This is a genomic window from Clostridium arbusti SL206, assembly GCF_000246895.1.
Lineage (GTDB): Bacteria > Bacillota > Clostridia > Clostridiales > Clostridiaceae > Clostridium_I > Clostridium_I arbusti.
Genome location: NZ_BAEV01000004.1, coordinates 41,117 through 67,311, shown reverse-complemented (window position 1 = coordinate 67,311; position 26,195 = coordinate 41,117). Strand labels below are relative to the sequence as shown.

Genomic DNA, 26,195 nt, shown 5'->3' with positions numbered 1-26,195 from the left:
CTACACTCTCTTATCTATAAATTTCAATACATTTTTTCTAAGTCTATTTTTGCAAAGCACCGTCCCTGAATGACCGCAGTTATATATATACTTTTCTGAATTTTGCCAATTTTCCCAAACCAAACTTATATCTTTATTCAAAACAACTTTATCATGTTTACCAGATACAAGTAGTATTTTATCAAGGTTTAATATAGGTTTCCTTAAGCTTGGATTGATAATACTCCAACTTTTTTTTAATAATCTATAATCAAAGTTATTTTTCAAGAAATCTTTTTTTATATACTTTCCAGCCTCAGATTCAAATACTGTAAATGATAAATCATTACCATAAAATAATGATACTAACCAATCAATATTTTCTTCAGTTTCTGCTAACAAATTAGAAACTATTCCCCCTAGACTTAAACCTATAATTATAATTTTTCCTTCACTTGCAGTTTTAATATAATTTATTAAAGCTCTAATGTCACTTACAGATTGCTGTACAGACTTTAGTGTTCTGTTTACATCTGCACTTATATAATATTCTCCACTATATGATGCATTTGGAGTTCTTTCCATATGAAAAGGTTGTACATAACTATAAATGTTATACCTTCTCTCAATAAAACTATCTAAAAAAATTTTATCTAATCTATTAAGAGTTTCAGATTGCCAACCATGTATTAAGATAACATTTATATTATTATCTGTACCTAAACATTTTCTATAGTGAAATAAAGCTTCCTTATTACTTTCTCCATTCTCCACTTCGCTTAAAAATTTTATTTTTCCTATCTCATAATTATTTTCAATTGTATCTTTTTCATAATGTATTTTCGGTAATTTAGGTTTTTTATAAAATTTTGAGAAGTTACTATTAAGTTCATTGACTTCCTCCTCATCATAATTAAATTGATCCGTTTTACTGTATTTTTTGTGGAAATTACGTAAAGCATAATTATCGGCTATATTATCTATAATTTTCATATCATTTACCTTCTTTCCTACATATCTCGTGTACAATCAATGTATTATCTAATTATAACTTATTAAATTTAAATATGAAGATGTTAAAAAATAGAAGTTCATCTAAATTATAAAAAAGCCATCTAATGAGTAAAAATTAATTATTAGGCGACTTTTTATAATTTATATTTATCTATCTTTATTTAAATCTTTAGACTTTGATATTTCTTTTCTTTCACTTTCTTCTTTTTCAGATCTTATAGCATTTTCAATAGTATTTACATATTCATCATTATCTATTTTTGTTGAAACTTCTAATACCATTTTTAATTCATGAAAATCTTTGGAAATTTCGTTATTAATCTTATTGTATTTTTCTAAGTTCTCTTTATTACTATTGTAATTATTCAATACATTAGACATATCTTTTTCATTAATACCTATAGATTTTAATACTTCTCTACTATTTTTAAATTCCTCAATTTCATTTGAATATTTATTCTTATATATTATTTTCTTTAAAGGATTAGCTGAAATATAATTATCATATACTTCTTTATTTTTATTGTAATAATCTATGTGAGTTTTCATACCTTCTAATTTTGAATTTAAAACTTCTAATTTTTCAATGAGATTAGAAATTTTCTTTATTTTAATCTCAGTATCTTTAAGTTGATTCTGAAGATCCTCAAAAGTATTTATATTTTTATTTGCTGCAATCTCTAAAGACATTTCTAAATTTTTCAATGAAGTCTCTATATATTTTTTCACTAAAGGTTTTCTTTTTACATATTTATTTTTATTTAAATATAAATAAAGAAGCCTAGTTGATATTCTCATATTATTATAAATATTATTTGTATGGTAATTTTCTTTCTGTCCAATATTTTTATTATATGGTTTAGATTTTAAGATAATCGTTTCTATTCCTATTTCTTTATCACTAATTCTCTTTCTTATGGCTTCTTCTGTATAATCTATTCCAATAGATCTTCCTCTAGTCCCTCTTTGCTGCCCACTCATTTTAAATACTATATGTTTTAAATTTTTATATTTAATTTCATATCCTTTGCTTTCCAAAGCTTTTATAAAATCTTCAAAGCTTTTTATATCTTCTCTATCAATCGTTATATCAATATCATTTTTAATTTTTTCTTTCCAAGAGCTTCCCTTTTGTGTTTCTAACCATTCCTTATAAGATTTTCCTTTATCCTTTGGAGTAATAATACTTAGTCCGTGATCTTTACATATTTTATCGTTTATTTCTCTAATTTTTTTTAGTTCATCTTTGCATGAATTGTATTTGCCTCCATCAACGTGGCTTACACTATTTATTATAATATGATTATGTATATGATCTTTATCTGTATGCGTTACAACTACTGCTTCGTATTTATTATCAGTTATTTTTTTTGAAAATTCAATCGCAATTTTCAGAGCTTCATTAGGATCTTTTATTTCTCCTTTTTTAAAACTTTGGACAAAATGAAAACCTAAAATTCCACCCTCTTTTTTAAAATTAACTTTTGTTTTCATCATAGTTTTATATGCTAATTTCGCATTAATAGAGCAGTTGAGTCCATACACATATAAGCTTTCTGTTTTATTTTTATTTAATATATATCTGATAGATTTATCTAAAGTAACTTTTATTGCATGCCGCTTCACATAGCTCATATAATCACCTATCCTCTTTTATAAAACATCAGCAATTTTTTCACATATGGTATCCATCATTTTTTGAAGATCTTCAAAATCTTTTTTATTAATTGTTTGGTTAGTGTTTACCACTCTTGCTATTTGATTTATGTTATTCCCTATTCTATTTAATTCCACAGAAAGATCCCTTACTGTTTTTAAATCCTGCTGAATTATCATACCATCAATAGCCATAGTTCTTAAATATTCACTCCTATTTAATTGAGCAGATTTAGCCTTATCATCTATGATATCTTTCTCAAATTCATCAACAAAAAAGTTTAATTTTATATCTCTAATTCTATTTTTTCCCATCAAATATCACCTCGGATTTATCCACTGAATTATATTAAAAAACATTTAAAAAATGAAATTTTTTAAAAATTGGGGTATTAGGGATCTCCCTAACAAGCTCGGAAGTGTACGTACACTTCCACTGCTTGCTATCCTTATACCACCTCTCTATAATACCTTATAACCCGTTGTGTTTTCAATGTTTTCGAGGAATAAAAATAAAAAAAATAAATTACTAAATAAAAGGCGTTTTAAAAAAAGATTGCAGACAGATTGTAATAATGTGCATAATACAATGTGGTTTTTCCTTGTATTATGTGCATTATGGAAAGCTGTAAACCCAAACGGTAGTGCGGGAGGGATTTAATACAAATCTTTGTAATTCAAATAAAATTCTTACTTTTATTTGAAAATTAAACTAAATAAACTACTCTGAGATAAAGATTTGGAAAAATAAAATTAGCATTAAAATAATTTTGGATCTTCTTCCGTATAAAAAAGTTAATTATGCAGTGAGTAAAACATATCAAATATAACAAGAAGATTAATGATTTCAAAAGGTATCTTCTTAAATCATAGAATACGATAAACTATACTTCAACTTTATTTTTCATTAATACAAAGCTGAGAATTTCTTATATACTTTAACTGAAGGGAATACTCTATAAAGATAATCATTTTTATTTAATAAAAACATCATATAAAAGCTTTTAAATCATGAAAGAAAAACTTATATATAAAAATATTTCAAACTAAATTTTCAACAGCTGCACTATTAATTTTCTATCTATATACTAGTGTGATATAATATCTTCAGAAGATAGATAGTATTTAGGTTGCCACCTTCCAGAATATTTATTTCTTCCAAAGGAAAGCTGTAAGGGACTCTGACAACAGAGGGGGTGGCTAGATGGATGATAGATTAGCTATAATAGCTATAGTATGTATTGCTATAACTGCTATTGTATTAGGATCGCTAACAATATTTGCTGTATTAGCATATTCAAAAGATAAAGCATCTTTGAAGCTGTCAAATAAATCTAAAGATTTGATTGATAATGAACTTTCTATTGATATAGAAGATCATGATTCAAAAAATCCAAAAAAGTAAAGACATTCTCGCAAAATGCCTTTACTTAACCTAGATATATAAACTACAAAATATAGCCCTTACAGCTTTTCTATTTATAGTATATCATAAAATATAATTTTTAACCTTATTTTTTATTACAATAAAATAAATATAATAGGTATCAAAATTATCTATACTTCACTTTTTAGGATTCTTATACTACTCTATCCTTTTCATCATCATTCCAGCCTAAAAGCTTTTTTTCAAGTTCATTATAATCATATTCCCTTTGATCATAGTCATTAAAATGTGTTTTAGGCATATTACTTATAGGTTCTTTAAAAGCTCCTGGTTTAACCATACTTATCATAGTTCCTATAAGATTTTTTACCTTTTTATTTTTAAAATAATTATAAACCTTTGATATAAGATCTATGTCTCCATTTGAGCTATCATATATCTTCTGTGCTTCGATTGAGGTAACCTTATGTTCATACATTATCTTTTTAACTTTTTCTATGTATTTACGATTATCTATTTTTTTATTTTCTTTAGTAACAGCTATATAATCTTTAACTTCTTTTTTATTATTAGAATATATATAGAACTTTAAACTTGTAACTTTTCTACCTGTTTTCACTTCTTCAAATTCAAACCATATATCGCTTAATTTTTTTAATTCCTTTTGAGTTCTATTTAATATATATCTTTTAAAATCAGCATATAAAGGATATATATCTTCAGCCTTCAATAAATTTCTTAAAATATTAATTTCTATTTTTATATGCCCTTGTTCTTTAAATTCATTACACTTTAAAATCTCATATATTCTAGGTGAATATTTGCTTTTCATACTTAAAATATTTGCTAACTTATATTGCGTAAACATACTATTAAGTTTTAACATATATGGTTTTAAATCTGGATTAAATTTCAAAACTACCATACCAGAACCCTTTTCATATCTAACACCACTAAGCCATGCAGTTTGTATAAGTGTCTTTCCTTCTTGAATTTCAAATACTTTTTTCATAAGTTCTTTAGTAATTTTAGGAATTTCAGTATACTTAGATTTATCTTCAACTCCTATGAGTTTCATGAAATCAGATATTCTAAAGTTATAAGATTTAAACTCTTCATCATTAGGTTGAACCATACTTGCTAATGTAAGAATCAATTTTTGCTCTTCTAAGCTTAAATCATAGCTTGAATTCATAATGAAATAATTAGATTTAGTTACCAAATAATTTTTATCCATAAATTCACCTCACTAACTACATTTTACCATATAAATATGAGTATGCAAATATGTTTTACATACTCATATTTAATTCAGTATGATATAAAGAATTTATATTTAAGGTATGAAAAGCTCATATTTAAGGTATACAAAACTCATATTTAGGTATGAAAAGCTCATATTTAAGGTATGCAAAACTCATATTTAGGTATGAAAAGCTCATATTTAAGGTATGCAAAGCTCATATTTAGGTATGAAAAGCTCATATTTAAGGTATGCAAAACTCATATTTAAGTATGGAAAGCTCATATTTAGGTATGAAAAGCTCATATTTAAAATTTCAAAGCTAGATATATCAAGGCTTAGATAGGTGTCTAAAACAATTAAAACAACTAAAACAATATATAAAACAACAACTGTCTTGTTGTTGTTTTATATAAAAAGAATAGATAATTATATGAGCTCTGTGATAGATGATATTAAATTAATCTATAAATATAATTTGCTGAAATTTTCAATTCCACAAAACAGTAGGGCGTGGTGAAAAACTCAATTGAAAAAGTTAGTACATTACAAAACCCATGTAATATGCTACCTTTTTTTCTTAAATTATGATTTTCCTTCATTATTCCAAAATTACCTTCACAATAAATTCTTCTTAAAGTCATGGCTTCTGTATATCTAAAGCTGTCTATAAGCTTATAGTTTTTATTCATAGATTTTCTATCAAAGCTAATATCAATTCGTCTAGCTACTTTAGAGGGAGAACACTTATCTTTTGAAGAACAATTTTGGCAATCAATATGCTTAGCAGCATAGCTTCTTTTTTTGTATTTGCCAGTATTAACACTAGTAAACCTAAGGATTTTATCATTAGGACATATAAAAATATCATTAAATTCATCATATTTAAATTTACTTGGCGGAAATACTTTTCCTTTATCTTTTTCTTCAGTATCTTTTTTGCTTATATATCCCTTTATTTTTAATTGATCTAAGCCCCAATGAACTTCTGGAAAATCATATCCAGTATCAGCTGCAACTTCTTCTATCTTAAAACCAAATTTTTCTTTTTGAACTTTTAACCTATCTATATAAAGTATGAAATCATTCACATTGCCAGGAGTGACATAAACATCAGTGATTATACCATACTTACTATCTTGACTTTGATGATTAAGATAGTGAAAACCTTTCGGTTTACCTGTTCTGCCTAAATAACCAGTTTCAGGATCTGTAGTGCTTTTAATCTGCATTTTTTGTTTAACAAGGTAATCTTCACTTTTCGCATCTCCACCAAAAGTATTCCTTTTACTGTTTGGATTATTTTCTTTAACTTTATAAGCGAGAGCTTTTGCTCTAAGATCAAGTCTTCTATTGTATTCATTTGGACCTTCGTAAACCAATATAGTTTCATGTCTTTCTTTTGAAGCGTTAGCTTTAATATGAGTAGAATCAGTTAATAATAGCTTCCCAGCAACTATATTTTCTTTTATACAGAGTCTAACGATTTCATCAAATATTTCTTGAAATAAATTAGAATTTCTAAATCTTCCATTCCTATTTTTAGATAAAGATGTTCTATCTGGTACTTTTTCATCAAGATCTATTCCTAAAAACCATCTATATGCTAAATTTACTTGTATCTCATTCAGTAGTTTTCTTTCAGAATCTATGTTGTATAAAGATGCTAAAAGTATTATTTTTACTAGAACTACAGGATCTATAGAAGGCCTACCCGTAGGTGAATATAAGTTATTTACTTTATCATAGATAAATGAAAAATCTATTTTACTGTTAATTTTTCTGAGTAAATGATTTTTGGGTACAAGATCATCAAGAGTACAAGATATGACTTTAAATTCTTTTTTAGTATTTTTCTTTAGCATTATGTCCTCCTTGTTAGTAAAAAAATAAGAACTAGATATAAATTCTAATTCTTATTTTAACTTATAATGTTGAGTTTTTCACCACGCCCAGTAGTTAAGTTGAATTCATGATTAATAAAATGTAATTGCATAATATTAGTATCTATAAAAGATTAAATATATAAAAAGTATGTGTTAAAAAACAAATATTAAAATGCGTCTATATGCCCTTGTTTTGTGTTTTAATGCTATCGGCAATGTTTTATATTGCAAAAATTTAAAGTGCCTTAAAACGCAAATAAACGTATTATAGGGGGCATCTAGTGCCTAGTGTATATGTATCCTTATCCATGGAAATACTTCTTTGCTAGAGGTGTTCTTCATGAAATTTGAACTAAATGAAAGTGTATATAGATTAATAATAACTTGGTTTTTTTTGTTTGTTTCACTTGTGATAATTGGTATAGTCTCTATTTGCATAAAAAAATATAAATCAAAACATGCAAATTCACATAATAATGATTCTAATGAGTAGATAACATTTGTATTAGTTGGCCCAATACCAGCAAACGTGTCATGAAGTGCAAAATAGAATTAGAAAGCCTGTAAAATAGCCATTTTTAAAGGTTATTTATTATTATATTTTCTCAATATTTTTAGAAATGCATATTTACATTAAAGCGTTGATATTATTACGTTTTAAATTTTACTTTGCACTTGGTGACAGCTATGCTGGTACTAGGCCATTAAAAGTTGTTTTTGAATTTTCTATTGATGATTTTAATAGTTCTATATCTCTTAGTTCAATTGATCCACCAGTAGCTTTTATAAGTTTTTCATGAAGTTTTAGCACATATTCAAGTGAAATATATTTCATTTAGCTAACTCCTTAAATGCTTCCATATTATCTAGCTTATCTTCTTCTGAAGCAGCTTCTTTGCTAAATTCTTCAAAATCTAAAAGAACATATTTAGGCTTATTATTTTTCATTATTATTACTGATTTATCTTGATCTACTATCTTTGCTATTTTAGAAAAATTTTGATTAGCTTCAGAAATAGATACTATTTTTTGAGTGTTTACTAGCATATAAATCCCTCCCGCACTATCGTTTGGGGCTACCGTGCTCCATAATGATATTCAACCATTAAAAACCAATGGCTAAATATACATTATTCCACGTGGTATGTAATCTCTTTAAAACAACTAATGTAGGAAAAAAGAAAAAGACATTAAGCCTTTTTCTTATGGTAAAATTAAAAATTCAGTTAGTTATAAATTAATCTTTTTTATTAAAATTAGGATCATCTAAAATGCTTTTATACATTTCAATATACTTTTCTGGCCTAAAATCTGCTGAACCAACTGATTCATTATATTTATACAAAAATCTTGTTGCTAAGCCTAAATCAATTGTTTCAGTATACATTTTTTCTTGATCTGCACCGTTTTCGTTAAATGGTAAGCCTGTATAATAATGTACTTGCCATGTTTCTCTTGCAGGGCCCATTATGCTGCTTCCTCCCCAAAAATAATTATCTACATCTTGTCCGCACAAATTAGCTGAAGCAATATATATTCCATTCGTTATGCAGTTAGCTTCTAAATTTGTTCTTGCAAGACTTGGGCCATGGCAATGTGCATATGCAGTACTATTTATGTATAATCTAGCACCTTTAGCTGCATAGTATCTAGTCATTTCAGGGAAACAATATGAATCATAACATATCGCAACACCTATTGGCCCCCATGGAGTTTCTAGAAGTAATGGTTTATCTCCTCTAACGGCCCAGTTTGGTTCAGGTGCAGGAAGATGCATTTTTCTATAAGAATCGTATAAACCATCTGGTGTAAATACTGCAAGTGAATTGTATACTTTTGTTGTATCATCTTTATCTTTTTCAGGCATTCCCAAAATAACATATATACCAAGCTTTTTAGCTAGACTCTCAATTTCATTTGTTGAAGGCCCTGGAATAGTTTCTGCAAGTTTAGTTTGCATTTTCTCAGATTTTGGAGTGGACTCTATATCATCATAACTTGTTAAGCTCATTTCTGGAAAAACAATCATATTGGATCCTTTTTTTGCAGCTGCTTCAATATAACCTTTAATTCTATTTAGATTTTTTTCCTTATCACCCCATACAGCATTAAAATTAACAACTGATAATGTAATTATATCCTTGTACATGAAAATCACTCCTCGCAAAATTTAGATAATACTTAAATAAGTAGCTCTTTAAATTATATTATCTAAATTTTACTTCTCATATTTTTTATAATCAAACCTCAAAAACAACTAAATACTTACAAAATATTAAATTATAGCTTTATGTTCCTAGTAATTAGTAGAATTATATAAATTTCCTGTTTTTATTATAACTTTGATATTATTTTTTGCTTTTAGTATATGAAATGAAATTTTTTAATTACGTCAGTAGTTAGATTAGTATTTGTTTACTTTACATAATTATAATTATGTATTAAATTCTAATGTTAACTATAGGTTATACAATTAAGACTTAAATTCACATCATAAAAGTATATATTTGAATTTGATAGATTATATTTACATTTGTGTAATATATATTTAATGGAATTATAATAAAAATAAAAAATATTGCTTTTTAAGCAATCATAAATAAACCTTATAAAAACTATTAGTTTTTATAAAGGCTATCTAAATATAAAATTTGAAATTTAATTAACTTATCATGATTTCAGATAGATCATCTATTTCCATCTCACCTAATGCAACTTTTTCGAGAGCATCATAATCATATGATCTTTGATCATAGTCAGTAAATATTCTTTTATTTTGAGAGTATGAATTCTTTTCTGATTGTTTTTTCTTTTTATCTATTGCTATTTCAATTAATACAAGTTTAATTTCATTTATAATTGAACTTATTTTTTTCTTAATTATTAAAGTATAAAGGTTTGGTTGTTTAAGTCCACGTCTTATCTTTTCTATAAGACCAACATCGACTAACAATTGGATGATATGATTTACCCATTCACGACTATAGCCTGTTTCTTTAGCTATGGGTTGCTGAGTTGCATATACCTGAAAATCTTTATTACAGTGTGCTTCCATTGCATCATATACTAGTGAGGCAGCTCCTCTTAATCGTGATGGCAATGTACTTAATTTTTTTATTTTTATATTGACTGGTACATGATTAGAATATACCTTCATTGTATCTATAGATTTATATTCTTGATTTAATCTAGCTTTTATTTGCTCTAATTTTTGTTTTAACATTAAAAAATCTCCTTTCACCATTTATAAAAACTAATGATCGGAGATAATAACTCTAAATATATATTTTTGTTTTATGTAATAATTCTAGCAATGCTTTTATATAGTTTCTAATTTATTATAATCTGGTTTCCCCTGACTATGTTCATGGTGATAGATAATACGGTATACATAAAAGTTTATAAGCATATTTATATTAATCCTCATCTAAATCCTCATCATCAATATCATCAACATTACCATTAAAACTTGCATCAATTATATGAGAAGAAGTAGTTGTAACTTCTTCTACAGTTGGGATATAGGCATTCGGTAATTCTTGATGCATTATTTCTACAACTAGATTTCTTAATTCAGTAGAATTTTTCCCATATTTTTCATAGAATCTAACTGCTTCACACATATAATCTGTTACTACAAAATTTTCATCATTATTCTTTTTAGTAGCTATTAATTCTTTCACATCGTTGTTACGTTTAGAGAATGTAAAGGTAAATGATCCTTCTCTTTTGGCCATAAAATCACGTCCTTAGTTAATTTTACCGTACTTTTTAATTGCTACTTTAAATAGGCCTTCAACATTTGTAAACTGAGAATTAGCAGCTATCATGCTATTAGGTAATTTATCTGTTATTTGTTCATCCAAATGCTGAGTAGTTCCTCCAACGCATATAACTGTATCTAAATCTCTTAATGAAATAGCATGCCTTGCTATTAAAGCGCAAGCTTCATTAAAGAACCTTACTTTTGCATTTTTGATATATTCAACTGTAGATTCATCTTTCTTTCCATAATCTAGACCATATCCTCTATTCAAAGCTTCTTCAGCAACTTTTACATGTACCCTATTTCCTTTTTTATTATGGTCTGTTAAAGCATCAGATACATAATTTATTAATTGTACTGCTCCAAGGTCTTCAGCAAAGCGGTCTTTTTGCGGATTAGCGCAAGATCCATCAGTAAATAATGTAAAGGTCATATTCTGGCCACCAAAATCAATTACTCCTACTTTTTTATTAATAAATAAATTAGGCATTAAATAACGTATTCCACTGCCTTCTGCTTTAAACATTATTTCAACAATTTCAAATTCATAATTATTATTGTCTACATTTATTTTAATTACACCATTACCTTTTATAAAGTCCTTATAACTCTGCTTAGCAGTCTCATTTGAAAGAACAGTTATAGGACAAGCAAGAACAACATATATTTTATTTTCTTTACTTTCAGGTTCTAAATACTGTGTTATTGCAACATAAGAACATAGTTTATGTAATGGATTCTCTTTAGAAGTATCAAAATTTCTTACTTCGCCACCTTGCTTACCAATAATAAATTCTTCTCCATTGAAGACTACTTTATGTGAATCATTGCCTTCTACATCAATATAGCCATTATTTAAATCATACATTCTAGATAAAAAATGGTTAGGTTTTATACTCTCTAATATTAAATCTTTTGTTAAAGCAGTACCCATTACCTTTGTTGTGTCTTTACCTGGATCAAGTGATATTACATAATTCATAATTTATTCCCCCTAAAATTAAATCAATTCTGTATGTTTATTGTATGTCTAAAAGCACATACAAGTCAATATATTTTCCAAATTTTTTTGCATTTAAGACATTCATTGTATGTTCAAGTGTATGCTTATATTAATATATTCTATATTAAATTTAAAAAATCCTTTATTTTTGTAAAAATATTACATATATAAAAAGGATTTATTTAGTTTTTATAGAATAATAACTAAAGTGAAACTGTAGTAAATAATATAATTATTATAAATACATAAGAAGATATTTTAGTGCGACAATGGTGCGACATTAGTTATTATAATTTTAATTGTAATGGGGGGATATATAATGGATAAAACTGAATTTAGTAAACTATCTATTGAAAATCAAGTTAAGTACATAAATGATAATATGAAAATTTACGGCAGTGCGACAAAAGTTATTGAAGCGATTGGTTATAGTGAAAGTACAATTAGAAAAAAACTTAATAAGCATGGCTATCATATGAATAGTGATAAAACAGCATATGTTTTGGATAACAATAGTGAAACTAAGGTTAATGATAACAGTGAAAGTAAAAATATTAACGATAGTGAAACTAAAGTTATTAATAAAAATGATTCTTTAATGATTGAAAAAATTAATACTTTTACTAAAGAGATACAAAAGTTTAACTCATTAAAAGATGAGATGCTGGAAATGTTGGAATGGTATAAAATTCAAAAGAAAAATGAAAATGTAATTGATGTATCTGATCCTAAAATAAATATTGATATTGAAAGAATTGGAACTGAAAAGGCTATAACAAAAGGTATAAAATTATATATAAAAATATATGATGAATTTAAAAATTTTGCTGGAAACCATAAAGAATATAAGCTTCAAGATCTTACGGCTATGGCTTTAATTGAATATATGGAAAAATATAAATAGAAAAGGTACTGTAATATAAAAATTATTATTCCAGTAAAATAAATTATGGGGTATCTGTAGTAACGGAACAATAATGGCAATAGAAATTACATTATTTGCAAAACTGCCAATCCATTGCTACAGATACCCCTACATAGCCAAAATATAAATTAATTGATTGGAGGGTAAGTTATGGATAGTAAAAAATACACTTGTGAAAATGGACATACTTTTGTAGATGGAAAGGCTACTAAAAAGTACATATGTGGAAAAAACAATGAATATGAATACATTGGATGCCCTGAATGTAGTTGTAAAATTCAAGTTGTAGGAGAACCAAGACCATTTAGAGATGGTGAGGACGATAAGGGAATGACATATATAGTAGAGTATTAATAAAGTTATTTTATAAAAAGGCTCAAATGCCTTTTTTATTTCTTAATACTGATTTTTGTCTTAGAGTGGGTTTTGTCGGAAATGTTGGCGACACCCTATATGAATCGTAAAATACTAGAACTTAATAAAATCAATAGGTTGCCCGTGCTATAGGGGTAAGGCAACGATTAATGTAAAAAACAGTCACATGACAATATTTAACTCTAAATACTATCACATAAGTCCATATACTACTTTTGTGATGCCACAAAATATAAAATTCATAGTTTTGTGACATTAAATAATGCCAACACAAAAGGTAAGACTTTTGTGTTGCTAACGCCTGAAAGGGACTACTTTACTTATTTGAAATGGTAAATACTGTCTTATGGCTGTTTTTTGCACGAATCGTTGCCGTACCCCACAATGGTCACAATAATGGGCTTTAAGAAATTGGAAAACCCACTTTTGGGTCACTAGATACTAAAATGTATTGATAGTAGACTATTTTTTAGTGGGTCTATCAGTGGGTTTTTAAATATAATAGGTTAAGTTTAGTCTACATAAGATAAGATTACATAATTTAAATTATGTAATCTTATCTTATGTAGACTTTTTCTTTATTCAGTCTCTGATTGCACAGTCTTCCATTACACCATATAAAAAAATATATCAAAGGAAAATTAATTATTAATCTTCCTTTGATATATTTTTTTCATTAATAATTTCAGATGTTTTTTTAGAAAATTCTTTTAGCTGTTTTTCAATTTCTAAATAAGGTACTTTTTTTACATTTTTCATTGCCTCATCAAATTCTTTTGAAAAAATAAAACTTTTTTCTTTTATCATACTACTATCAACTCCTATTTCTGTACTTAACTATCTTCTTTTAAGAACTTTTTTACTAAGTATTTCGTATTTACTTGTAATAAACCATCATCCTCATTTATAGATTTCATGCTGTTTTCTTTAGTTAAAATCATTTAATTTATAAATCAATTATACTACAACAATTGAATTGAAAAAAGTTGTGTATATGAGCACCAATTTATTATTATTTTAAGTAATGATTAACTACAGTACTTGGGGTAATACCAGCGAACGTGTCACCAGGGGCAAAGTAGAAATCTACTCTAATTAAATATAGATATAAAGTAGATTTCTATATTATAATTCTATTATGATTGTACTGAGATTTTATAGGTATTTATTGGAATTCTTACATTCATATCTAAATCAAAATTTCCATATGGATTTACATGATTATAAATTAATGGAGTTAAAGCTCTAAAATCTTCTGTAGCCATTATATCGAACCATTTCTTTTCGGATAATACTTGCTGTATCATTAGTGTATTTACATATACTAAGCAATTTTGTAAGAGATGAAGGCTTAATACTGAAAGTTCTTGATCTTCAATTCTGTTTGTTGATATTTCACCACTTTTACCATAGAAAATAAATGAATTAGCTGAGTTCCAGTTTTCAACCACATTAAGGCCCTCATGTATTTCTATTCTCAAATTCTCCGAATTTAAGTACTCACAAAGAAATATAGTCTTTATAGCTTTTCCTAATTCAGCAAGAGCAAGGTATGTAGGATGCTTTAAATTATTTCTAGTAAATCTTTTTAATATAGCTTCTGTCTCAGCAGTTCCAAGCCTTAACCCAGTTGCATATTTTATCATTTCATCGTACTGCTGTCTTATAAGTTCCCAATTTATAGGTCTTGTTAGCACTGGCTGTAAGTTAGGATATACTTCACTCATTCCAGTCTCCGGTCTATATAATCTTTGTGAATGTATAGCTTTAATTCTAGGCATTAGATTAAATCCTAACAGATGACAAAAAGCAAAAGCAACTTCACTTTGACCATGAGAATCTACAAAATTCTTTCCTATCTCCATATCTGTACAGTGCTTTAATAATCCTTCTATCATTGCAGATACTTCAGAAGATGAGCATTGTTTTAATTGTGAATATATACATGTAGAATTTTTTTCAACATGCCAATATATCATTACACCACGTCCACGGTATCTAATATGCCATTCTGTCATTAAATTCTGATCCCATGCTCCAAATTTTTTACTATCTGAAGCACAGGTTGTTGTACCTTCACCCCAGATATCTTCTACTCGACTTTTAAGTATTGCATTAACTACTGCTGATATTGCATTATGTAGGTTATCTTTATTTATAAATTTTCTTTTTATATAAAGTAAGTCTTTATATGTTTCTCCATGATTTCCTGCTGAAATACGTTTTAAACCTGTATTTGTACCTAATCCATATAAAGCTAGGATAAGACGTTTTTGAATTAGCTCTCTATCTAACATTTCACGTGAAGCTACAGTTTTAAAATTATCAGTAAAGTTTATTCTTAGATCTGCTTCTTTAAGAACATCAAGTAAATTAGTCATGGGCCAGTGTCTCATGATTTCAGCTTTTATTTTTGACAAATTTAGAGGTTCATCTTGAGGTTCACTGGGAGATAGAGTAATCCAACCTTTGTTATTTTTATTAGATATACGTACTTTTGGATTTTTAGGAATACCAGTATCTAGTTTGTTTAATGCATTATACATAGATTGTTTAATACTATTTATAAATTCTTCTGAATCTAAAGGTTGTTTTAAAGCTTTATAATTTTCTTCTCTACGTTCTTCAAAGTCAGTAGGTAAGTCTTCATCAGGATTTCTATATCTATTTGCACCAACTACCCATATTTCTTTACAACGCAATTTATCTCTTAAGGCCTGTAAGATAACAATTTCATAATTTATTCTATTTATGCGTTCATGGCCATTATCATCAGTTTCTATAACCGCATCTTTCATAGATGTACGAATAACACCGTCAATTGGTATAAATTCATTGTCAGTAAAATAATGAGTACCTATATTATAATATTTTTTAATAATAACCAAAGCTTTTATAATAGGTTGATGTATTTGATTATTTGAACAAAACTGTAGAGTATCAAGTATTTCTGGAACCATTCTTCTATAATGATTACTATAAGATGACCTCATAACCGTATATACTTTCTGCCTATATGCAGAACCAGTATTCTTAAGCTCTTTTACTAAATCATTTAATGTACTCTCACTTACAATTGGAAATAATACTTTCTTTATTATACCGTCTGGATTGTTTACAGCGGCATCTGCCATTTGAAATAAAATATTTGTTTTTCCATTGACACGTCTAAAATCATTTAAAATTTCTTTATCGACTTTTCTTTCGGCTCTGACACCTATCCTATGAATAATTTGTATTAGAAGTTCAATAAGATTATCTGTAATTTCTCTGCTTCTAAGCCAAAAGAAGGATGATAATAGAGTATATCGAAGTGGTTTTGGATGTCTGCGAAGTTCTCGTAAATCTTCTGAAACAGCTCTTAATTTATATTTATTGAGTATTTTTTGAGGGATATTATTAAAAAGATCTTCAGGAAGATTAATTTGTTGAATTGTTTTAAGTTTAGTTACTTCTTTAAATACACTTTCTAATCCAATACGGCCTGGATCTGCTCTTAAATCACTAAGAGAAATATTGTCTGAACTACTGTAATCTACTTCATTTTCCTCATAAATAGTTAAATCATTAATTAAAGTATCCATTTTCTTTAAAGCTTCCTTTGATAATTTATCAAAAGTTTCTTCAAAGAATTTGTTTTCATAAGTAAATATAGCTGATTTAGTTATACGTTCTATACGATCAGGTGTTGGAGGCTCAATTTGTAATTCTTTGAACCTATTATATGCAACATCTTTTAGATTATTTATATCTGCATTATGATAAAATACATGTTTAGAAAGCCATTGTGTTACAGTATTTATATCTTCAACAACTGCTTCACGGAATCCAAAGAAATCTCTAATTTGTGCTCTATGATATTTAATAATTCTCCCATTCCAATTATAGTTATCAAACAAATCTGAATCTAAATTTAATTGTTTCGATATGTAAAGTACAACTTCCTTTGGAATTTCATTCTTATAATTTGGGAATCTTGCTTCATATTGAAAAAATTTAAACATAACAGCAAAGCCTAATCTTGTTACACCGGTTTTTTTCCCTAATTGTTCTAATTCATTTGGCATTATAGTAAAGTAATCTATAAGCTCATCAAGCTCCCAATGTCTCTTCATTAAATATCACCCCACCCATATAATTCAATATTTGATAACAATAATATCATATAAAACAAGTAAAATAAATGACCGTTTAATTTACTGTATTTACTCTTTTCTAAAGTTACGAAAACAAGCCATTTTTATAGTAAATAAAATCGGTCAATATATCAAAGTAAATATATTGACTAAAATCAACCTTTAATTTACGATAATAGTATCGATTATTTGAAAGGATGTTTGAATATGATATTTGGATATGCACGGGTAAGTACTCAAGAGCAGAATTTAGATAGACAATTAGATTCTTTAAAGGCAGCAGGTGCAGAAGAGATAATACAAGAAAAAATAACTGGAACAAAAGCTGATAGACCAAAATTAAATAGACTTCTAGACAAAATAAGGAAGGATGATATTATATTAGTGGCAGATCTTACGAGACTAAGTAGAAGTACAAAGGATTTATTCAGCTTAGTAGATAAGATTGAAAAGAAAGGTGCCAATATTAAAAGTTTAAAAGAAAGCTGGCTGGATACTACAACGCCCCAGGGAAAATTAATGTTTACCTTTATGGCTGGAATAAGCCAGTTTGAAAGAGATTTAATAAGCCAAAGGACAAAGGAAGGATTGGAAGCAGCAAGAGCTCGAGGAAGAAAAGGTGGCAGAAAACCTAAACTTGATGATAATAAAAAGAAAGCCATATATGAATTATATCAGCAGAAGAAAACTACCGTTAAGGATATATGTAATATGTTTGATATAACCAAACCAACTTTATATAAGGTAGTAGAACAGGTTAGTAAAATCAATGCTTCATAAGAAATATTAAAATATGTTTATATTTAGTAAATAATCAATGATTATTAAAAAATTAGCCTTAGAGAGCTATGCTTTGTAATTATTAGGTATACGGGAGGATGAATTATGCCAAGACCAGTTAAATATAGGAAAATAGAGAATTTACCCCAATATACATACTTTGTACCAATGGGTAGAAAAAAATGTGAAATTGAAGATATAACAATAAAAGTTGAAGAGCTTGAAGCAATACGACTTAAAGATATTGAAGACTTAAATCAAGAAGAATGTGCAAAAAAAATGCATATTTCAAGGCAAACTTTTCAAAATATAATTGATAATGCAAGAAAGAAGATAGCAACTGCTATCATAGAAGGAAAGGCCATAAATATAAGTGGTGGAAACTACACAATGAATATTTGCCAATTTAAATGTCTAGTTTGTAATAATATATATGAGATAAAATATGAAGAAGATAGAAATACTTGTCCTATATGTGGCTCTAAAAGAGTGATATGCAGTAAAAAAAGTAGTTTTTGCAATAAGGTGTGTAATAAATCAGTTAAAAGTGACTAAAGCCTTGTAGATAATATTTTAACAGCCTCCTTTAAAGTAGTATTCAATTCTAGTGTAAAAAATGCAATTATAATTATAAACTTGACTTTTTCATTTTGTTAAGCAATTTATATAATAAATATTTCGTTATTAGCATTTGACAATAAAAAAGCATTCGTTATATAATATGAATAGCATATGCCAGTAATAAACTAAATGTTTATTCTGTATTAAGTGAAATCAAGGAGGTTTAATAATATGAAAATAGCAGTGCCTAATAATGGAAATATGGTGAATCAACATTTTGGAATGAGTAAAAGTTTTATTATTGCAACAGTAGAAGACAAAAAAATTATACAAATTGAGAAAATATCTGCTGAAGAGCTTGCACATCAGCATCAGGGACTAGCAGATTTACTTGTAAAACATGGAACAAATGTAGTTATAACTGGAGGTATAGGCGGAGGTGCACTTTCAGGTTTACAGCAAAATGGTCTTAAGATAATAAAAGGAGCATCAGGAGAATATACAAAGGCTATTGAAGAATACATTAATGGAAACTTAGAAGATAAAAATGAAGTTTGTAATCATCATGGAGAACATAATAATCATTAATTGTAGTAATTGATACGTTAACACTAGAAGTATAAAATATAAATTGACAATCATATAAAGTATGAATTAACATTATTATATAATAAATTTCTAATATACTTATATTAAAATATTAGTATTACCTTTAGGAGGAATTTTAATGATAGATAATGTTAAAGATATAGCAGAATTATTGAAAGTGTTAGCGAATGAAAATAGGTTAATGATCGTGTGCAATCTTATTGAATCGCCGATGACAGTAACTGAGCTTCATCAAAAAATTAATAATTTAACACAATCAGCACTGTCACAGCATTTAGCAATGTTAAAAGCTCACAGAATATTGAGTTCAAATAAATGTGGACTTTCAATCACCTATTCAATACAAGATGATAGGATAAGAAATGTAATTAAGGTATTAAAAGAAAATTATTGTGATCATTAAAAGAAGTTATATAAGACATGCAAATTGGATAAAACTAATTGCATGTCTTTTTTGTTACATGGATTTATATAAATTTTAGATTAAACTAAATACATATTTTAAAACAAAAATTAAAACAGTATTGACAAAAACTAATTCAGGATATAATATTAGTATATAAGAAGTTTCTAATATACTAATATTATATCTTGGAGGTAATTAATATGTTTTCAATTTTTGGGAAAAGTAATTTTAATTCAATAAGTGCTCATGATTTAGATGGTAAACTAGGAAAGATTAATTTAATAGATGTTAGAGAAAATTATGAATATAAAGGCGGTCATATACCAACAGCTAAAAATGTACCAATGGGTGCGATTTTAACTAATCCAGAAAAGTATATTAATAAATCAAAGGAATATCACATAGTGTGTCAATCAGGTTCAAGAAGTGCAAGAACTTGTAAAGAGTTATCTAATCAAGGATACAATGTTGTGAATATTTCTGGTGGAACACGGTCGTACATTCTCCCATTAGAAAGATAAAAAATAAGATGAAAGAAGGTAATATCATGGCAAAAGTAATAAATAGTAGAGAATTTAAAGACGAAGTTTTAAATAGTAATGATGTTGTATTAATAGACTTCTTTGCAGAATGGTGTGGACCTTGCAAGATGCTTACACCAATAGTGGAAGAATTGAGTAAAGAAATGGCAGGAAAAGCTAAAGTATTTAAGGTTGATGTAGATAAAAGTGGCAATATAGCTCAAAAATATGGCATCATGGGTGTGCCAACAGTTATTATTTTCAAGAACGGTACAGCTGTTGATAAAATGGTAGGTTTTCAACCAAAGGAAGTTTTAAAAAGTAAGTTAGAGCAACATTCAATTATATAATTATAAGGTTGGAGGTGTAATAAAATGAAAAAAGTAACAGAATTCCATAAAGAAGGATACAATTGTGCAGAATCTATTGTAAAAGCTATAAATGAAGAAAAAGGATTAAATATTCCAGTTTCAATAGCAAGTCCTTTTGGCGGAGGTATGACAGTTGGGGCTACTTGTGGAGCTATTACAGGAACTCTAATGGCTATAGGAGCAGTAAAAGGAAGAGAGACAGGTAAAGAAGCAAATGAAACGAGAAAGTTAACTAAAGAATTAATAAATAAAGTAAAAGAAAAGTATGGAACTTTTGAATGTATAGAATTAAAGAAAAAAGGTGTATCATGTGATGAAATAATAGAATACAGCTATGATATTTTAAAAGAATCTATTTAATGGAACAAAAGAGCAGATACTTTTATCAAATAAATAGTCCATATAAAAAATATTATGGGCTATTTATTTGATATTGACATTGTATAAGAAGTAGTAGTATATTTAACTATATAATTATTTGCTTATATGGTTGAATATCAGGAGGATAACTATGGATGAACAAGAATTAAGCGTTAAAATTTTTAAAGCTTTAGGACACCCTATAAGGTATAAAATAGTTAAGTTCTTATATGATGGACCTAAGTGTGTATGCAAATTAAATGAAGATATAGAATTTAGTCAAGCTAATTTATCTCAACATTTAAAGATACTTAAGGCAGCTGGAATTTTATCATCTGAAAAAGTCGGTATGAATATGCATTATAGAATTAGCAATGATAAAATTAAAAATATTATTGATAGTGTAGATAAATTTGTTATGAGTTACACTGATAACTCTAAATATAAAATATTATAAATTTAGGAGGATAATATTATGGAAATAAAAATTTTAGGAACAGGATGTTCAAATTGTAAAAAGCTTGAAGCAAATGCAAAGGAAGCTATTAAAGAGCTCAATGTAGAAGCTAAAATCACAAAGGTAGAAGATATTAAAGATATTATGAAATATGGAGTTATGAGAACACCTGCTATAGTTATTAATGAAAAAGTTAAGATGTTTGGTAAAGTTGCGAGTGTTGATGAAATTAAGAAATATATTGATGATGAAAAATAAGAGAGACTTATCCTAAAAGAGGACTTAATCCTATATTAATTAGGAATAAAGTCCATTATTTTAAGATGGTATATAAGTATTTAATTATAAAGTTATAGATTGAATGGAGGGTTAATATGTTTACACCTATACAAATTTTTGCGGACTTTCTTATTTATAATGTTTTTGGAATTTCTAAAGAAAGTAAACTTGGAAGTGCTCTTGATTTCTTTGTATTTGACACTATAAAGATATTTATCTTATTACTAATAATAATTTATGTAATCACTTTTATAAGGAGCTTTTTTCCACCAGAAAAAACAAGAAAAATCCTTGCAAAGAGTAAAGGCAGCACATTTATAGGTCATATTCTTGCTGCATTACTTGGAATTGTTACTCCATTTTGTTCATGCTCTGCAGTTCCACTGTTTATTGGATTTGTTGAAGCAGGAGTACCACTTGGCGTTACATTTTCTTTTTTAATAGCTGCACCAATGGTGAATGAAGTTGCTTTAGGACTTCTTTATGGTTTATTTGGACTAAAGATAGCTCTAATTTATGTTTTATCTGGAGAAATAATAGCTCTTGTAAGTGGTATCATAATTGGTAAATTAAAAATGGAAAAACACGTAGAAGGATATGTTTATGAAACACAAATGAGTTCTGATTTAGAAATACCTGATCCTACTATTAAAGAGCGATTAATAGATTCATGGGTATTTACAAAAGATTTAATAAAGAAAATATGGATATATGTAATAATAGGTGTTGCTATAGGTGGTTTCATACATGGGTGGATTCCAGCAGGTGCCTTAGCAAAATATGCAGGAAAGAATAATCCATTTGCAGTATTTGTAGCTGTACTAATAGGAATTCCATTATACTCTAATGCAGCTGGCGTAATACCATTGGTTAGTGAGCTTACAAGAGCTGGTGTTTCAATGGGAACTTCTCTAGCATTTATGATGGCAGTGACAGGTCTTAGCTTACCAGAAGCAATTCTTTTAAGAAGAGTTTTAAAACCTAAACTATTAGCATTATTCTTTGGAGTAGTAGGACTCGGAATAGTATTCACTGGATATCTATTTAATTTTATAATGGCCTAATATACAGATGAAAATTATGTTATATAAGATAATAGAGAACTAAAAGCGATTGTACTTGTTTTGCTGTAATTAAATAAGCTTAAAATAAATTTTAATAAATGCACACTTCTAATTCATTAGGTTTAGAAATGTGCATTTATTTTTTATATATGATATATATGTTGTAATAAAGTTTCTACAATCTAACGCATCAGCCTGTCTATAGTTTGAGTAGGAACTTTATTTATATGTGTAATAAAATTTTGTACAGCAATTCTTACTCTTGATAAAGTAGGAAAAAATACATTATTAATAGAATACGACTTTAGCCAACCCCATAACCCCTCTATCAAATTTAATTCTGGGCTATAAGGAGGTAGAAACATTAATTCTAATCGTTTCTTAACTTCATCAAGAAAGGGTTGTACTAACTTAGCATGATGAATTCTAGCATTGTCTAAAATCATAACTATTTTACCTTTTGGATATCGCTTCAATGTAGTTTTTAAAAAGTTTAAGAATATCTTTGCATCATATTTATCGTGTTCTTCACAATAAACAAATCCTGTTTCATAATTTAGTATCCCCATTAATTTTACACCAGCATTTTTACCGTAGGTAGGGATTTTTCGCTGCTTACCCTTTATAAACCAAGCCTTTTGAATAGCTTGATAATCTCTAATCATAGATTCATCTTCAAATAAAATATGATCTACACTCCCATTAAGTAGTTTTTTTAACGTTTTAAAAGCTTCTTGTTTTTGTTTATCAGCTTTTTTCAAAATATAAGTTGGTCTAGTATAACTTAAGTTTAATCTATAAAGAACTTCAGCCATGCCCCTATGGCACATAGTTACATCAAATTCTCTAATAACCCATTGTCTAATAATTTCAATTGTCCAATTTTTTCTAGATTCAAACCCAACATCCTCCGGAGTATTATCTGTGATAAGTTCAACTATTTTACTTTATTGTTCTTTATTTAAATTTCTTTTAGCTCCTGTACTATGTTTCATTTCTAAGCCAATTAAACCTTTTGATTCATAAGCTTTTATATATCTGCCTACGGCATGAAGCTCTAGGTCTTCCATTTCAGCTATTCTTTTATTAGTAAAGCCTTCATAATGTCTTAATAATACTGAATATCTTTTATACATTCTTATATTTTTTGTTGCTTTTAAAGCTTTCTTCAACTCATTAACTTTTTCTTCGTATTGAATTGTATTTTTTATAACTAAAGTTTTCATATAAAAATCCTCACTATAAATTCTTTTTTTATTATTTTGCATTTTTATAGTGATTTATATTAATGGTATTTTTTACATGTGAATTTTTATTATTACAACTTATATACTACCCCAATTGCCTTTTCTGCGCATGGCAAAACTATTTAAAGTATAAAAATTAAGAACTTCATAATTTTTTAAATCCTTAGCGTATAATTTCCGCGTTTTGCTGCCAGTACCTCGAGTTTAAAAATCAAAGTCAATATTTATAATTGGGATTTGACAATAATCATAGGAAAGAGTAATATGAAAATGGCAAATGCTAATATAAATACAGAAGATGATTTTATGTCAGACTGTAATTCACATCCATCAAATGATGGATGTGATAAGGATAAGGAAAGCGGTATGATTGAAAACAATACTTTGAATAATGTAAAAAAAGTAATAGGTATAATGAGTGGCAAAGTAGGCGTAGGCAAATCTACTATTTGGAGTAGAAGGAGCATCCGTGTAACCAGGGGCAAAGTAAAAATAAAGAAAGGCATGATTTCCTTTTAATTAATGAATAATAAATTCAACTTTCTACCAACTTTAATGGATATAAATAACTAAGTATATAATGGTATAATATACTTAATCATAAACTTTGATAAATAAACAGATCAATTATATTATTGAAATTATGAACAAGACTACATAAGATAAATTAAGAGGTGGTTTTTTATGAGATCTTTAAAAAAACTTTCAATGGATGAATCAATTTTCATTGCAAGTGCACTAAAATGGACTTTTTTATCTATATTAATAGGATTATTAGTAGGATCTTTTACAACATTATTTATAAAAATTATAGTAATTGGTGTTGATTTTACATCAAAGTTTAAATTTTATTATTTATTTCTTCCAGTAGCACTTTTTTTTAGCAGTTTTATAATATATAAGTTTGCTCCTGATGCAAAAGGACATGGCACAGAAAAGGCTATCGAAAGCGTAAATAAAAATAATGGTAATATGAAACTAGCTGTAGTGCCTGTAAAACTCTTAACTACATTTATAACCATAATTTTCGGTGGCTCAGTTGGCCTTGAAGGACCAGCAACTCAAATAGGTGGTGCAATTTCATCTTTTATAGGTAATATAACAAAAATGAATGCAATGGACAAGCAACGGCTTGTAGTATGCGGGATAAGTGCTGGATTTGTTTCCGTGTTTAATGCTCCGGTTGGTGCTGCAATATTTGCTTGTGAAGTTTTATACATAGGGAAACTTTCTTACATAGCTCTTCTTCCTTCTCTTATATCTTCTTTTGTAAGTTATTATATTGGATTATATATGGGAAATAAACCATTGATTTTTACTATAAAATATATACCTAATAATCAGATAACTGCATTTTTAGAAGTATTTGTTTTTGGTATTGCTATTGGATTTTTAGCTATATTATTTATAAAATTAGTTAAATATGTTGAAAAAGGCTTTGCAAAAATTAAAATATATCCTCCATTAAGAGGAGTTATAGGAGGTATTTTAATAATAATAATAATTTATATGTTTAATTCTTTTCAATCACTTGGAATAGGAGATGGAACTATAAATAGAATAATTTCAGGTGAAGGATTTAGTAAATTTTTATTTATAAATAAATCCTTAGTAACTGCTTTGACACTAGGTTCTGGTGGAAGTGGCGGAATACTAACACCTATGCTTTTCATCGGATCATCTTTTGGAAATGCTTGGGCTCAAATCACAGGTTCAAATATGGCCTTTTATTCTGCAATAGGCATGGTATCATTTTTAGCAGCATGCTCAAATGTCCCTATTTCTTCAATTATAATTGCCATGGAACTTTTCGGAAACCAGGTTGGAATATATGCAGCCATAGCAATTGGAATAAGTTATATAATAGTTGGACATGAAAGTATTTATCCAACTCAAGTTGTTGTATATTCTAAAACTCCTTCACTTTCAATTGATGTAAACATTGAAGTAAATGATATGAAAGAACAAAAAATATCACAAAAAGAACATATGATAAAAAGATTTTTTACAAGAAAAAAATAAATTTTACACTATAATAGCCACAAGGCAGTATACGGACTAATACTGCCTTATGGCTGCTTTTTATACGAATCTTTATCGTACTTACTTTGCATAAAAAAATATATATAATTATAACCTTAACTTAAAAACGTGAATGACATTAAGAATA

The 26,195-nt window shown here is 27.4% G+C and carries 27 protein-coding genes and 2 pseudogenes; 15 read left to right on the top strand and 14 right to left on the bottom strand.

From position 1 onward, the window contains the following. The 3 genes from RH99_RS01750 to RH99_RS01740 all read right to left on the bottom strand — a co-directional run bounded on the left by RH99_RS01750 (position 1) and on the right by RH99_RS01740 (position 2,964). Entirely contained in the window at positions 1 to 972 is a 972-nt protein-coding gene (locus tag RH99_RS01750; RefSeq protein ID WP_010233469.1) for an alpha/beta fold hydrolase, read from the bottom strand. A 168-nt stretch (positions 973 to 1,140) separates the two neighbouring features. After that, positions 1,141 to 2,628: a relaxase/mobilization nuclease domain-containing protein gene (locus tag RH99_RS18175; RefSeq protein WP_010233468.1), complete on the bottom strand. Its 1,488-nt coding sequence runs from the start codon at positions 2,626 to 2,628 to the stop codon at positions 1,141 to 1,143. Positions 2,629 to 2,646: 18 nt separating this feature from the next. After that, entirely contained in the window at positions 2,647 to 2,964 is a 318-nt protein-coding gene (locus tag RH99_RS01740) for a plasmid mobilization protein (protein WP_010233467.1), read from the bottom strand. An 889-nt stretch (positions 2,965 to 3,853) separates the two neighbouring features. Here RH99_RS01740 and RH99_RS01735 point away from each other — a divergent pair. After that, positions 3,854 to 4,054 carry a hypothetical protein gene (locus RH99_RS01735; protein ID WP_010233466.1) on the top strand — a complete coding sequence of 67 codons (201 nt, stop codon included), beginning with the start codon at positions 3,854 to 3,856 and terminating at the stop codon, positions 4,052 to 4,054. A gap of 175 nt (positions 4,055 to 4,229) precedes the next feature. Here RH99_RS01735 and RH99_RS01730 read toward each other — a convergent pair whose 3' ends face one another. The 8 genes from RH99_RS01730 to RH99_RS01695 form a co-directional block, all read right to left on the bottom strand. Then, the gene (locus RH99_RS01730) at positions 4,230 to 5,273 is read right to left on the bottom strand and encodes a replication initiation protein (RefSeq protein ID WP_010233465.1); all 1,044 of its coding nucleotides are present in this window, start codon (positions 5,271 to 5,273) and stop codon (positions 4,230 to 4,232) included. Between the two features lie 461 nt (positions 5,274 to 5,734). Continuing rightward, positions 5,735 to 7,144 carry an IS1182 family transposase gene (locus RH99_RS01725; RefSeq protein ID WP_010233464.1) on the bottom strand — a complete coding sequence of 470 codons (1,410 nt, stop codon included), beginning with the start codon at positions 7,142 to 7,144 and terminating at the stop codon, positions 5,735 to 5,737. Positions 7,145 to 7,850: 706 nt separating this feature from the next. Continuing rightward, on the bottom strand, positions 7,851 to 8,000 hold the full coding sequence (locus RH99_RS01720; RefSeq protein ID WP_010233463.1) for a hypothetical protein: 150 nt from the start codon (positions 7,998 to 8,000) through the stop codon (positions 7,851 to 7,853). Next, on the bottom strand, positions 7,997 to 8,212 hold the full coding sequence (locus tag RH99_RS01715) for a type II toxin-antitoxin system Phd/YefM family antitoxin (RefSeq protein ID WP_010233462.1): 216 nt from the start codon (positions 8,210 to 8,212) through the stop codon (positions 7,997 to 7,999). The genes RH99_RS01720 and RH99_RS01715 overlap by 4 nt, the downstream gene beginning before the upstream one ends. 190 nt (positions 8,213 to 8,402) lie before the next feature. Further along, the gene (locus RH99_RS01710; RefSeq protein WP_010233461.1) at positions 8,403 to 9,314 is read right to left on the bottom strand and encodes a carbon-nitrogen hydrolase family protein; all 912 of its coding nucleotides are present in this window, start codon (positions 9,312 to 9,314) and stop codon (positions 8,403 to 8,405) included. A gap of 513 nt (positions 9,315 to 9,827) precedes the next feature. Then, on the bottom strand, positions 9,828 to 10,409 hold the full coding sequence (locus RH99_RS01705; RefSeq protein ID WP_138990563.1) for a helix-turn-helix domain-containing protein: 582 nt from the start codon (positions 10,407 to 10,409) through the stop codon (positions 9,828 to 9,830). Positions 10,410 to 10,581: 172 nt separating this feature from the next. Then, entirely contained in the window at positions 10,582 to 10,902 is a 321-nt protein-coding gene (locus tag RH99_RS01700) for a hypothetical protein (protein ID WP_010233459.1), read from the bottom strand. Between the two features lie 12 nt (positions 10,903 to 10,914). After that, positions 10,915 to 11,913 carry a ParM/StbA family protein gene (locus RH99_RS01695; protein ID WP_010233458.1) on the bottom strand — a complete coding sequence of 333 codons (999 nt, stop codon included), beginning with the start codon at positions 11,911 to 11,913 and terminating at the stop codon, positions 10,915 to 10,917. A gap of 340 nt (positions 11,914 to 12,253) precedes the next feature. Between RH99_RS01695 and RH99_RS01690 the strand changes: the two genes are divergently transcribed. After that, positions 12,254 to 12,838: a hypothetical protein gene (locus RH99_RS01690; protein WP_010233457.1), complete on the top strand. Its 585-nt coding sequence runs from the start codon at positions 12,254 to 12,256 to the stop codon at positions 12,836 to 12,838. Between the two features lie 171 nt (positions 12,839 to 13,009). After that, the gene (locus RH99_RS01685; protein ID WP_010233456.1) at positions 13,010 to 13,213 is read left to right on the top strand and encodes a hypothetical protein; all 204 of its coding nucleotides are present in this window, start codon (positions 13,010 to 13,012) and stop codon (positions 13,211 to 13,213) included. 669 nt (positions 13,214 to 13,882) lie between these two features. On the opposite strand, the gene RH99_RS19115 is transcribed toward RH99_RS01685, so the two are convergent. After that, positions 13,883 to 14,041, bottom strand: coding sequence for a hypothetical protein (locus RH99_RS19115; protein WP_158511921.1), 159 nt, complete (start codon positions 14,039 to 14,041; stop codon positions 13,883 to 13,885). A gap of 329 nt (positions 14,042 to 14,370) precedes the next feature. Next, positions 14,371 to 17,349: a Tn3 family transposase gene (locus tag RH99_RS01680; protein WP_010233455.1), complete on the bottom strand. Its 2,979-nt coding sequence runs from the start codon at positions 17,347 to 17,349 to the stop codon at positions 14,371 to 14,373. A gap of 228 nt (positions 17,350 to 17,577) precedes the next feature. Between RH99_RS01680 and RH99_RS01675 the strand changes: the two genes are divergently transcribed. The 10 genes from RH99_RS01675 to RH99_RS01630 all read left to right on the top strand — a co-directional run bounded on the left by RH99_RS01675 (position 17,578) and on the right by RH99_RS01630 (position 22,778). Beyond that, positions 17,578 to 18,150, top strand: coding sequence for a recombinase family protein (locus RH99_RS01675; protein ID WP_010233454.1), 573 nt, complete (start codon positions 17,578 to 17,580; stop codon positions 18,148 to 18,150). Between the two features lie 105 nt (positions 18,151 to 18,255). Further along, a complete protein-coding gene (locus RH99_RS01670; protein WP_010233453.1) occupies positions 18,256 to 18,705 on the top strand; it encodes a DUF134 domain-containing protein in 450 nt (149 codons plus the stop codon). Between the two features lie 237 nt (positions 18,706 to 18,942). Next, positions 18,943 to 19,299 (top strand): NifB/NifX family molybdenum-iron cluster-binding protein, encoded by a 357-nt coding sequence (locus RH99_RS01665; RefSeq protein ID WP_010233452.1) that lies wholly within the window; start codon positions 18,943 to 18,945, stop codon positions 19,297 to 19,299. A gap of 139 nt (positions 19,300 to 19,438) precedes the next feature. Continuing rightward, positions 19,439 to 19,723: an ArsR/SmtB family transcription factor gene (locus RH99_RS01660; protein ID WP_010233451.1), complete on the top strand. Its 285-nt coding sequence runs from the start codon at positions 19,439 to 19,441 to the stop codon at positions 19,721 to 19,723. Positions 19,724 to 19,926: 203 nt separating this feature from the next. After that, positions 19,927 to 20,247, top strand: coding sequence for a rhodanese-like domain-containing protein (locus tag RH99_RS01655; RefSeq protein WP_010233450.1), 321 nt, complete (start codon positions 19,927 to 19,929; stop codon positions 20,245 to 20,247). Positions 20,248 to 20,273: 26 nt separating this feature from the next. Beyond that, positions 20,274 to 20,597: a thioredoxin gene (gene trxA / locus RH99_RS01650; RefSeq protein WP_010233449.1), complete on the top strand. Its 324-nt coding sequence runs from the start codon at positions 20,274 to 20,276 to the stop codon at positions 20,595 to 20,597. Positions 20,598 to 20,621: 24 nt separating this feature from the next. Then, on the top strand, positions 20,622 to 20,978 hold the full coding sequence (locus tag RH99_RS01645) for a C-GCAxxG-C-C family (seleno)protein (RefSeq protein ID WP_010233448.1): 357 nt from the start codon (positions 20,622 to 20,624) through the stop codon (positions 20,976 to 20,978). Positions 20,979 to 21,129: 151 nt separating this feature from the next. Further along, positions 21,130 to 21,435, top strand: a complete 306-nt coding sequence (locus tag RH99_RS01640) for an ArsR/SmtB family transcription factor (RefSeq protein ID WP_010233447.1) — start codon at positions 21,130 to 21,132, stop codon at positions 21,433 to 21,435. An 18-nt stretch (positions 21,436 to 21,453) separates the two neighbouring features. After that, entirely contained in the window at positions 21,454 to 21,693 is a 240-nt protein-coding gene (locus RH99_RS01635) for a thioredoxin family protein (RefSeq protein ID WP_010233446.1), read from the top strand. Positions 21,694 to 21,809: 116 nt separating this feature from the next. Beyond that, positions 21,810 to 22,778 (top strand): permease, encoded by a 969-nt coding sequence (locus RH99_RS01630; protein WP_010233445.1) that lies wholly within the window; start codon positions 21,810 to 21,812, stop codon positions 22,776 to 22,778. 182 nt (positions 22,779 to 22,960) lie between these two features. Here the strand turns inward: RH99_RS01630 and RH99_RS18420 are convergent. Next, positions 22,961 to 24,004 (bottom strand): annotated as a pseudogene (locus tag RH99_RS18420) (IS630 family transposase). A gap of 327 nt (positions 24,005 to 24,331) precedes the next feature. Between RH99_RS18420 and RH99_RS18840 the strand changes: the two are divergent. Both RH99_RS18840 and RH99_RS01610 read left to right on the top strand, forming a co-directional pair. Continuing rightward, positions 24,332 to 24,475 (top strand): annotated as a pseudogene (locus tag RH99_RS18840) (Mrp/NBP35 family ATP-binding protein); the annotation flags it as partial. Positions 24,476 to 24,709: 234 nt separating this feature from the next. Next, positions 24,710 to 26,047: a chloride channel protein gene (locus tag RH99_RS01610; protein ID WP_010233441.1), complete on the top strand. Its 1,338-nt coding sequence runs from the start codon at positions 24,710 to 24,712 to the stop codon at positions 26,045 to 26,047. Positions 26,048 to 26,195 lie beyond the last annotated feature (148 nt).

What these genes read in the sequence shown, in the direction of transcription:
- RH99_RS01705 (WP_138990563.1), bottom strand. Translation starts at nt 10,409, where the DNA reads ATGGTGAAAGGAGATTTTTTAATGTTAAAACAAAAATTAGAGCAAATA.
- RH99_RS01710 (WP_010233461.1), bottom strand. Translation starts at nt 9,314, where the DNA reads ATGTACAAGGATATAATTACATTATCAGTTGTTAATTTTAATGCTGTA.
- RH99_RS01695 (WP_010233458.1), bottom strand. Translation starts at nt 11,913, where the DNA reads ATGAATTATGTAATATCACTTGATCCAGGTAAAGACACAACAAAGGTA.
- RH99_RS01655 (WP_010233450.1), top strand. Translation starts at nt 19,927, where the DNA reads ATGTTTTCAATTTTTGGGAAAAGTAATTTTAATTCAATAAGTGCTCAT.
- RH99_RS19115 (WP_158511921.1), bottom strand. Translation starts at nt 14,041, where the DNA reads ATGATAAAAGAAAAAAGTTTTATTTTTTCAAAAGAATTTGATGAGGCA.
- RH99_RS01700 (WP_010233459.1), bottom strand. Translation starts at nt 10,902, where the DNA reads ATGGCCAAAAGAGAAGGATCATTTACCTTTACATTCTCTAAACGTAAC.
- RH99_RS01740 (WP_010233467.1), bottom strand. Translation starts at nt 2,964, where the DNA reads ATGGGAAAAAATAGAATTAGAGATATAAAATTAAACTTTTTTGTTGAT.
- RH99_RS01735 (WP_010233466.1), top strand. Translation starts at nt 3,854, where the DNA reads ATGGATGATAGATTAGCTATAATAGCTATAGTATGTATTGCTATAACT.
- RH99_RS01675 (WP_010233454.1), top strand. Translation starts at nt 17,578, where the DNA reads ATGATATTTGGATATGCACGGGTAAGTACTCAAGAGCAGAATTTAGAT.
- RH99_RS01665 (WP_010233452.1), top strand. Translation starts at nt 18,943, where the DNA reads ATGAAAATAGCAGTGCCTAATAATGGAAATATGGTGAATCAACATTTT.
- RH99_RS01630 (WP_010233445.1), top strand. Translation starts at nt 21,810, where the DNA reads ATGTTTACACCTATACAAATTTTTGCGGACTTTCTTATTTATAATGTT.
- RH99_RS01750 (WP_010233469.1), bottom strand. Translation starts at nt 972, where the DNA reads ATGAAAATTATAGATAATATAGCCGATAATTATGCTTTACGTAATTTC.
- RH99_RS01680 (WP_010233455.1), bottom strand. Translation starts at nt 17,349, where the DNA reads ATGAAGAGACATTGGGAGCTTGATGAGCTTATAGATTACTTTACTATA.
- RH99_RS01645 (WP_010233448.1), top strand. Translation starts at nt 20,622, where the DNA reads ATGAAAAAAGTAACAGAATTCCATAAAGAAGGATACAATTGTGCAGAA.
- RH99_RS01690 (WP_010233457.1), top strand. Translation starts at nt 12,254, where the DNA reads ATGGATAAAACTGAATTTAGTAAACTATCTATTGAAAATCAAGTTAAG.
- RH99_RS01640 (WP_010233447.1), top strand. Translation starts at nt 21,130, where the DNA reads ATGGATGAACAAGAATTAAGCGTTAAAATTTTTAAAGCTTTAGGACAC.
- trxA (WP_010233449.1), top strand. Translation starts at nt 20,274, where the DNA reads ATGGCAAAAGTAATAAATAGTAGAGAATTTAAAGACGAAGTTTTAAAT.
- RH99_RS01660 (WP_010233451.1), top strand. Translation starts at nt 19,439, where the DNA reads ATGATAGATAATGTTAAAGATATAGCAGAATTATTGAAAGTGTTAGCG.
- RH99_RS01670 (WP_010233453.1), top strand. Translation starts at nt 18,256, where the DNA reads ATGCCAAGACCAGTTAAATATAGGAAAATAGAGAATTTACCCCAATAT.
- RH99_RS01635 (WP_010233446.1), top strand. Translation starts at nt 21,454, where the DNA reads ATGGAAATAAAAATTTTAGGAACAGGATGTTCAAATTGTAAAAAGCTT.
- RH99_RS01720 (WP_010233463.1), bottom strand. Translation starts at nt 8,000, where the DNA reads ATGAAATATATTTCACTTGAATATGTGCTAAAACTTCATGAAAAACTT.
- RH99_RS01730 (WP_010233465.1), bottom strand. Translation starts at nt 5,273, where the DNA reads ATGGATAAAAATTATTTGGTAACTAAATCTAATTATTTCATTATGAAT.
- RH99_RS01685 (WP_010233456.1), top strand. Translation starts at nt 13,010, where the DNA reads ATGGATAGTAAAAAATACACTTGTGAAAATGGACATACTTTTGTAGAT.
- RH99_RS01610 (WP_010233441.1), top strand. Translation starts at nt 24,710, where the DNA reads ATGAGATCTTTAAAAAAACTTTCAATGGATGAATCAATTTTCATTGCA.
- RH99_RS01725 (WP_010233464.1), bottom strand. Translation starts at nt 7,144, where the DNA reads ATGCTAAAGAAAAATACTAAAAAAGAATTTAAAGTCATATCTTGTACT.
- RH99_RS01715 (WP_010233462.1), bottom strand. Translation starts at nt 8,212, where the DNA reads ATGCTAGTAAACACTCAAAAAATAGTATCTATTTCTGAAGCTAATCAA.
- RH99_RS18175 (WP_010233468.1), bottom strand. Translation starts at nt 2,628, where the DNA reads ATGAGCTATGTGAAGCGGCATGCAATAAAAGTTACTTTAGATAAATCT.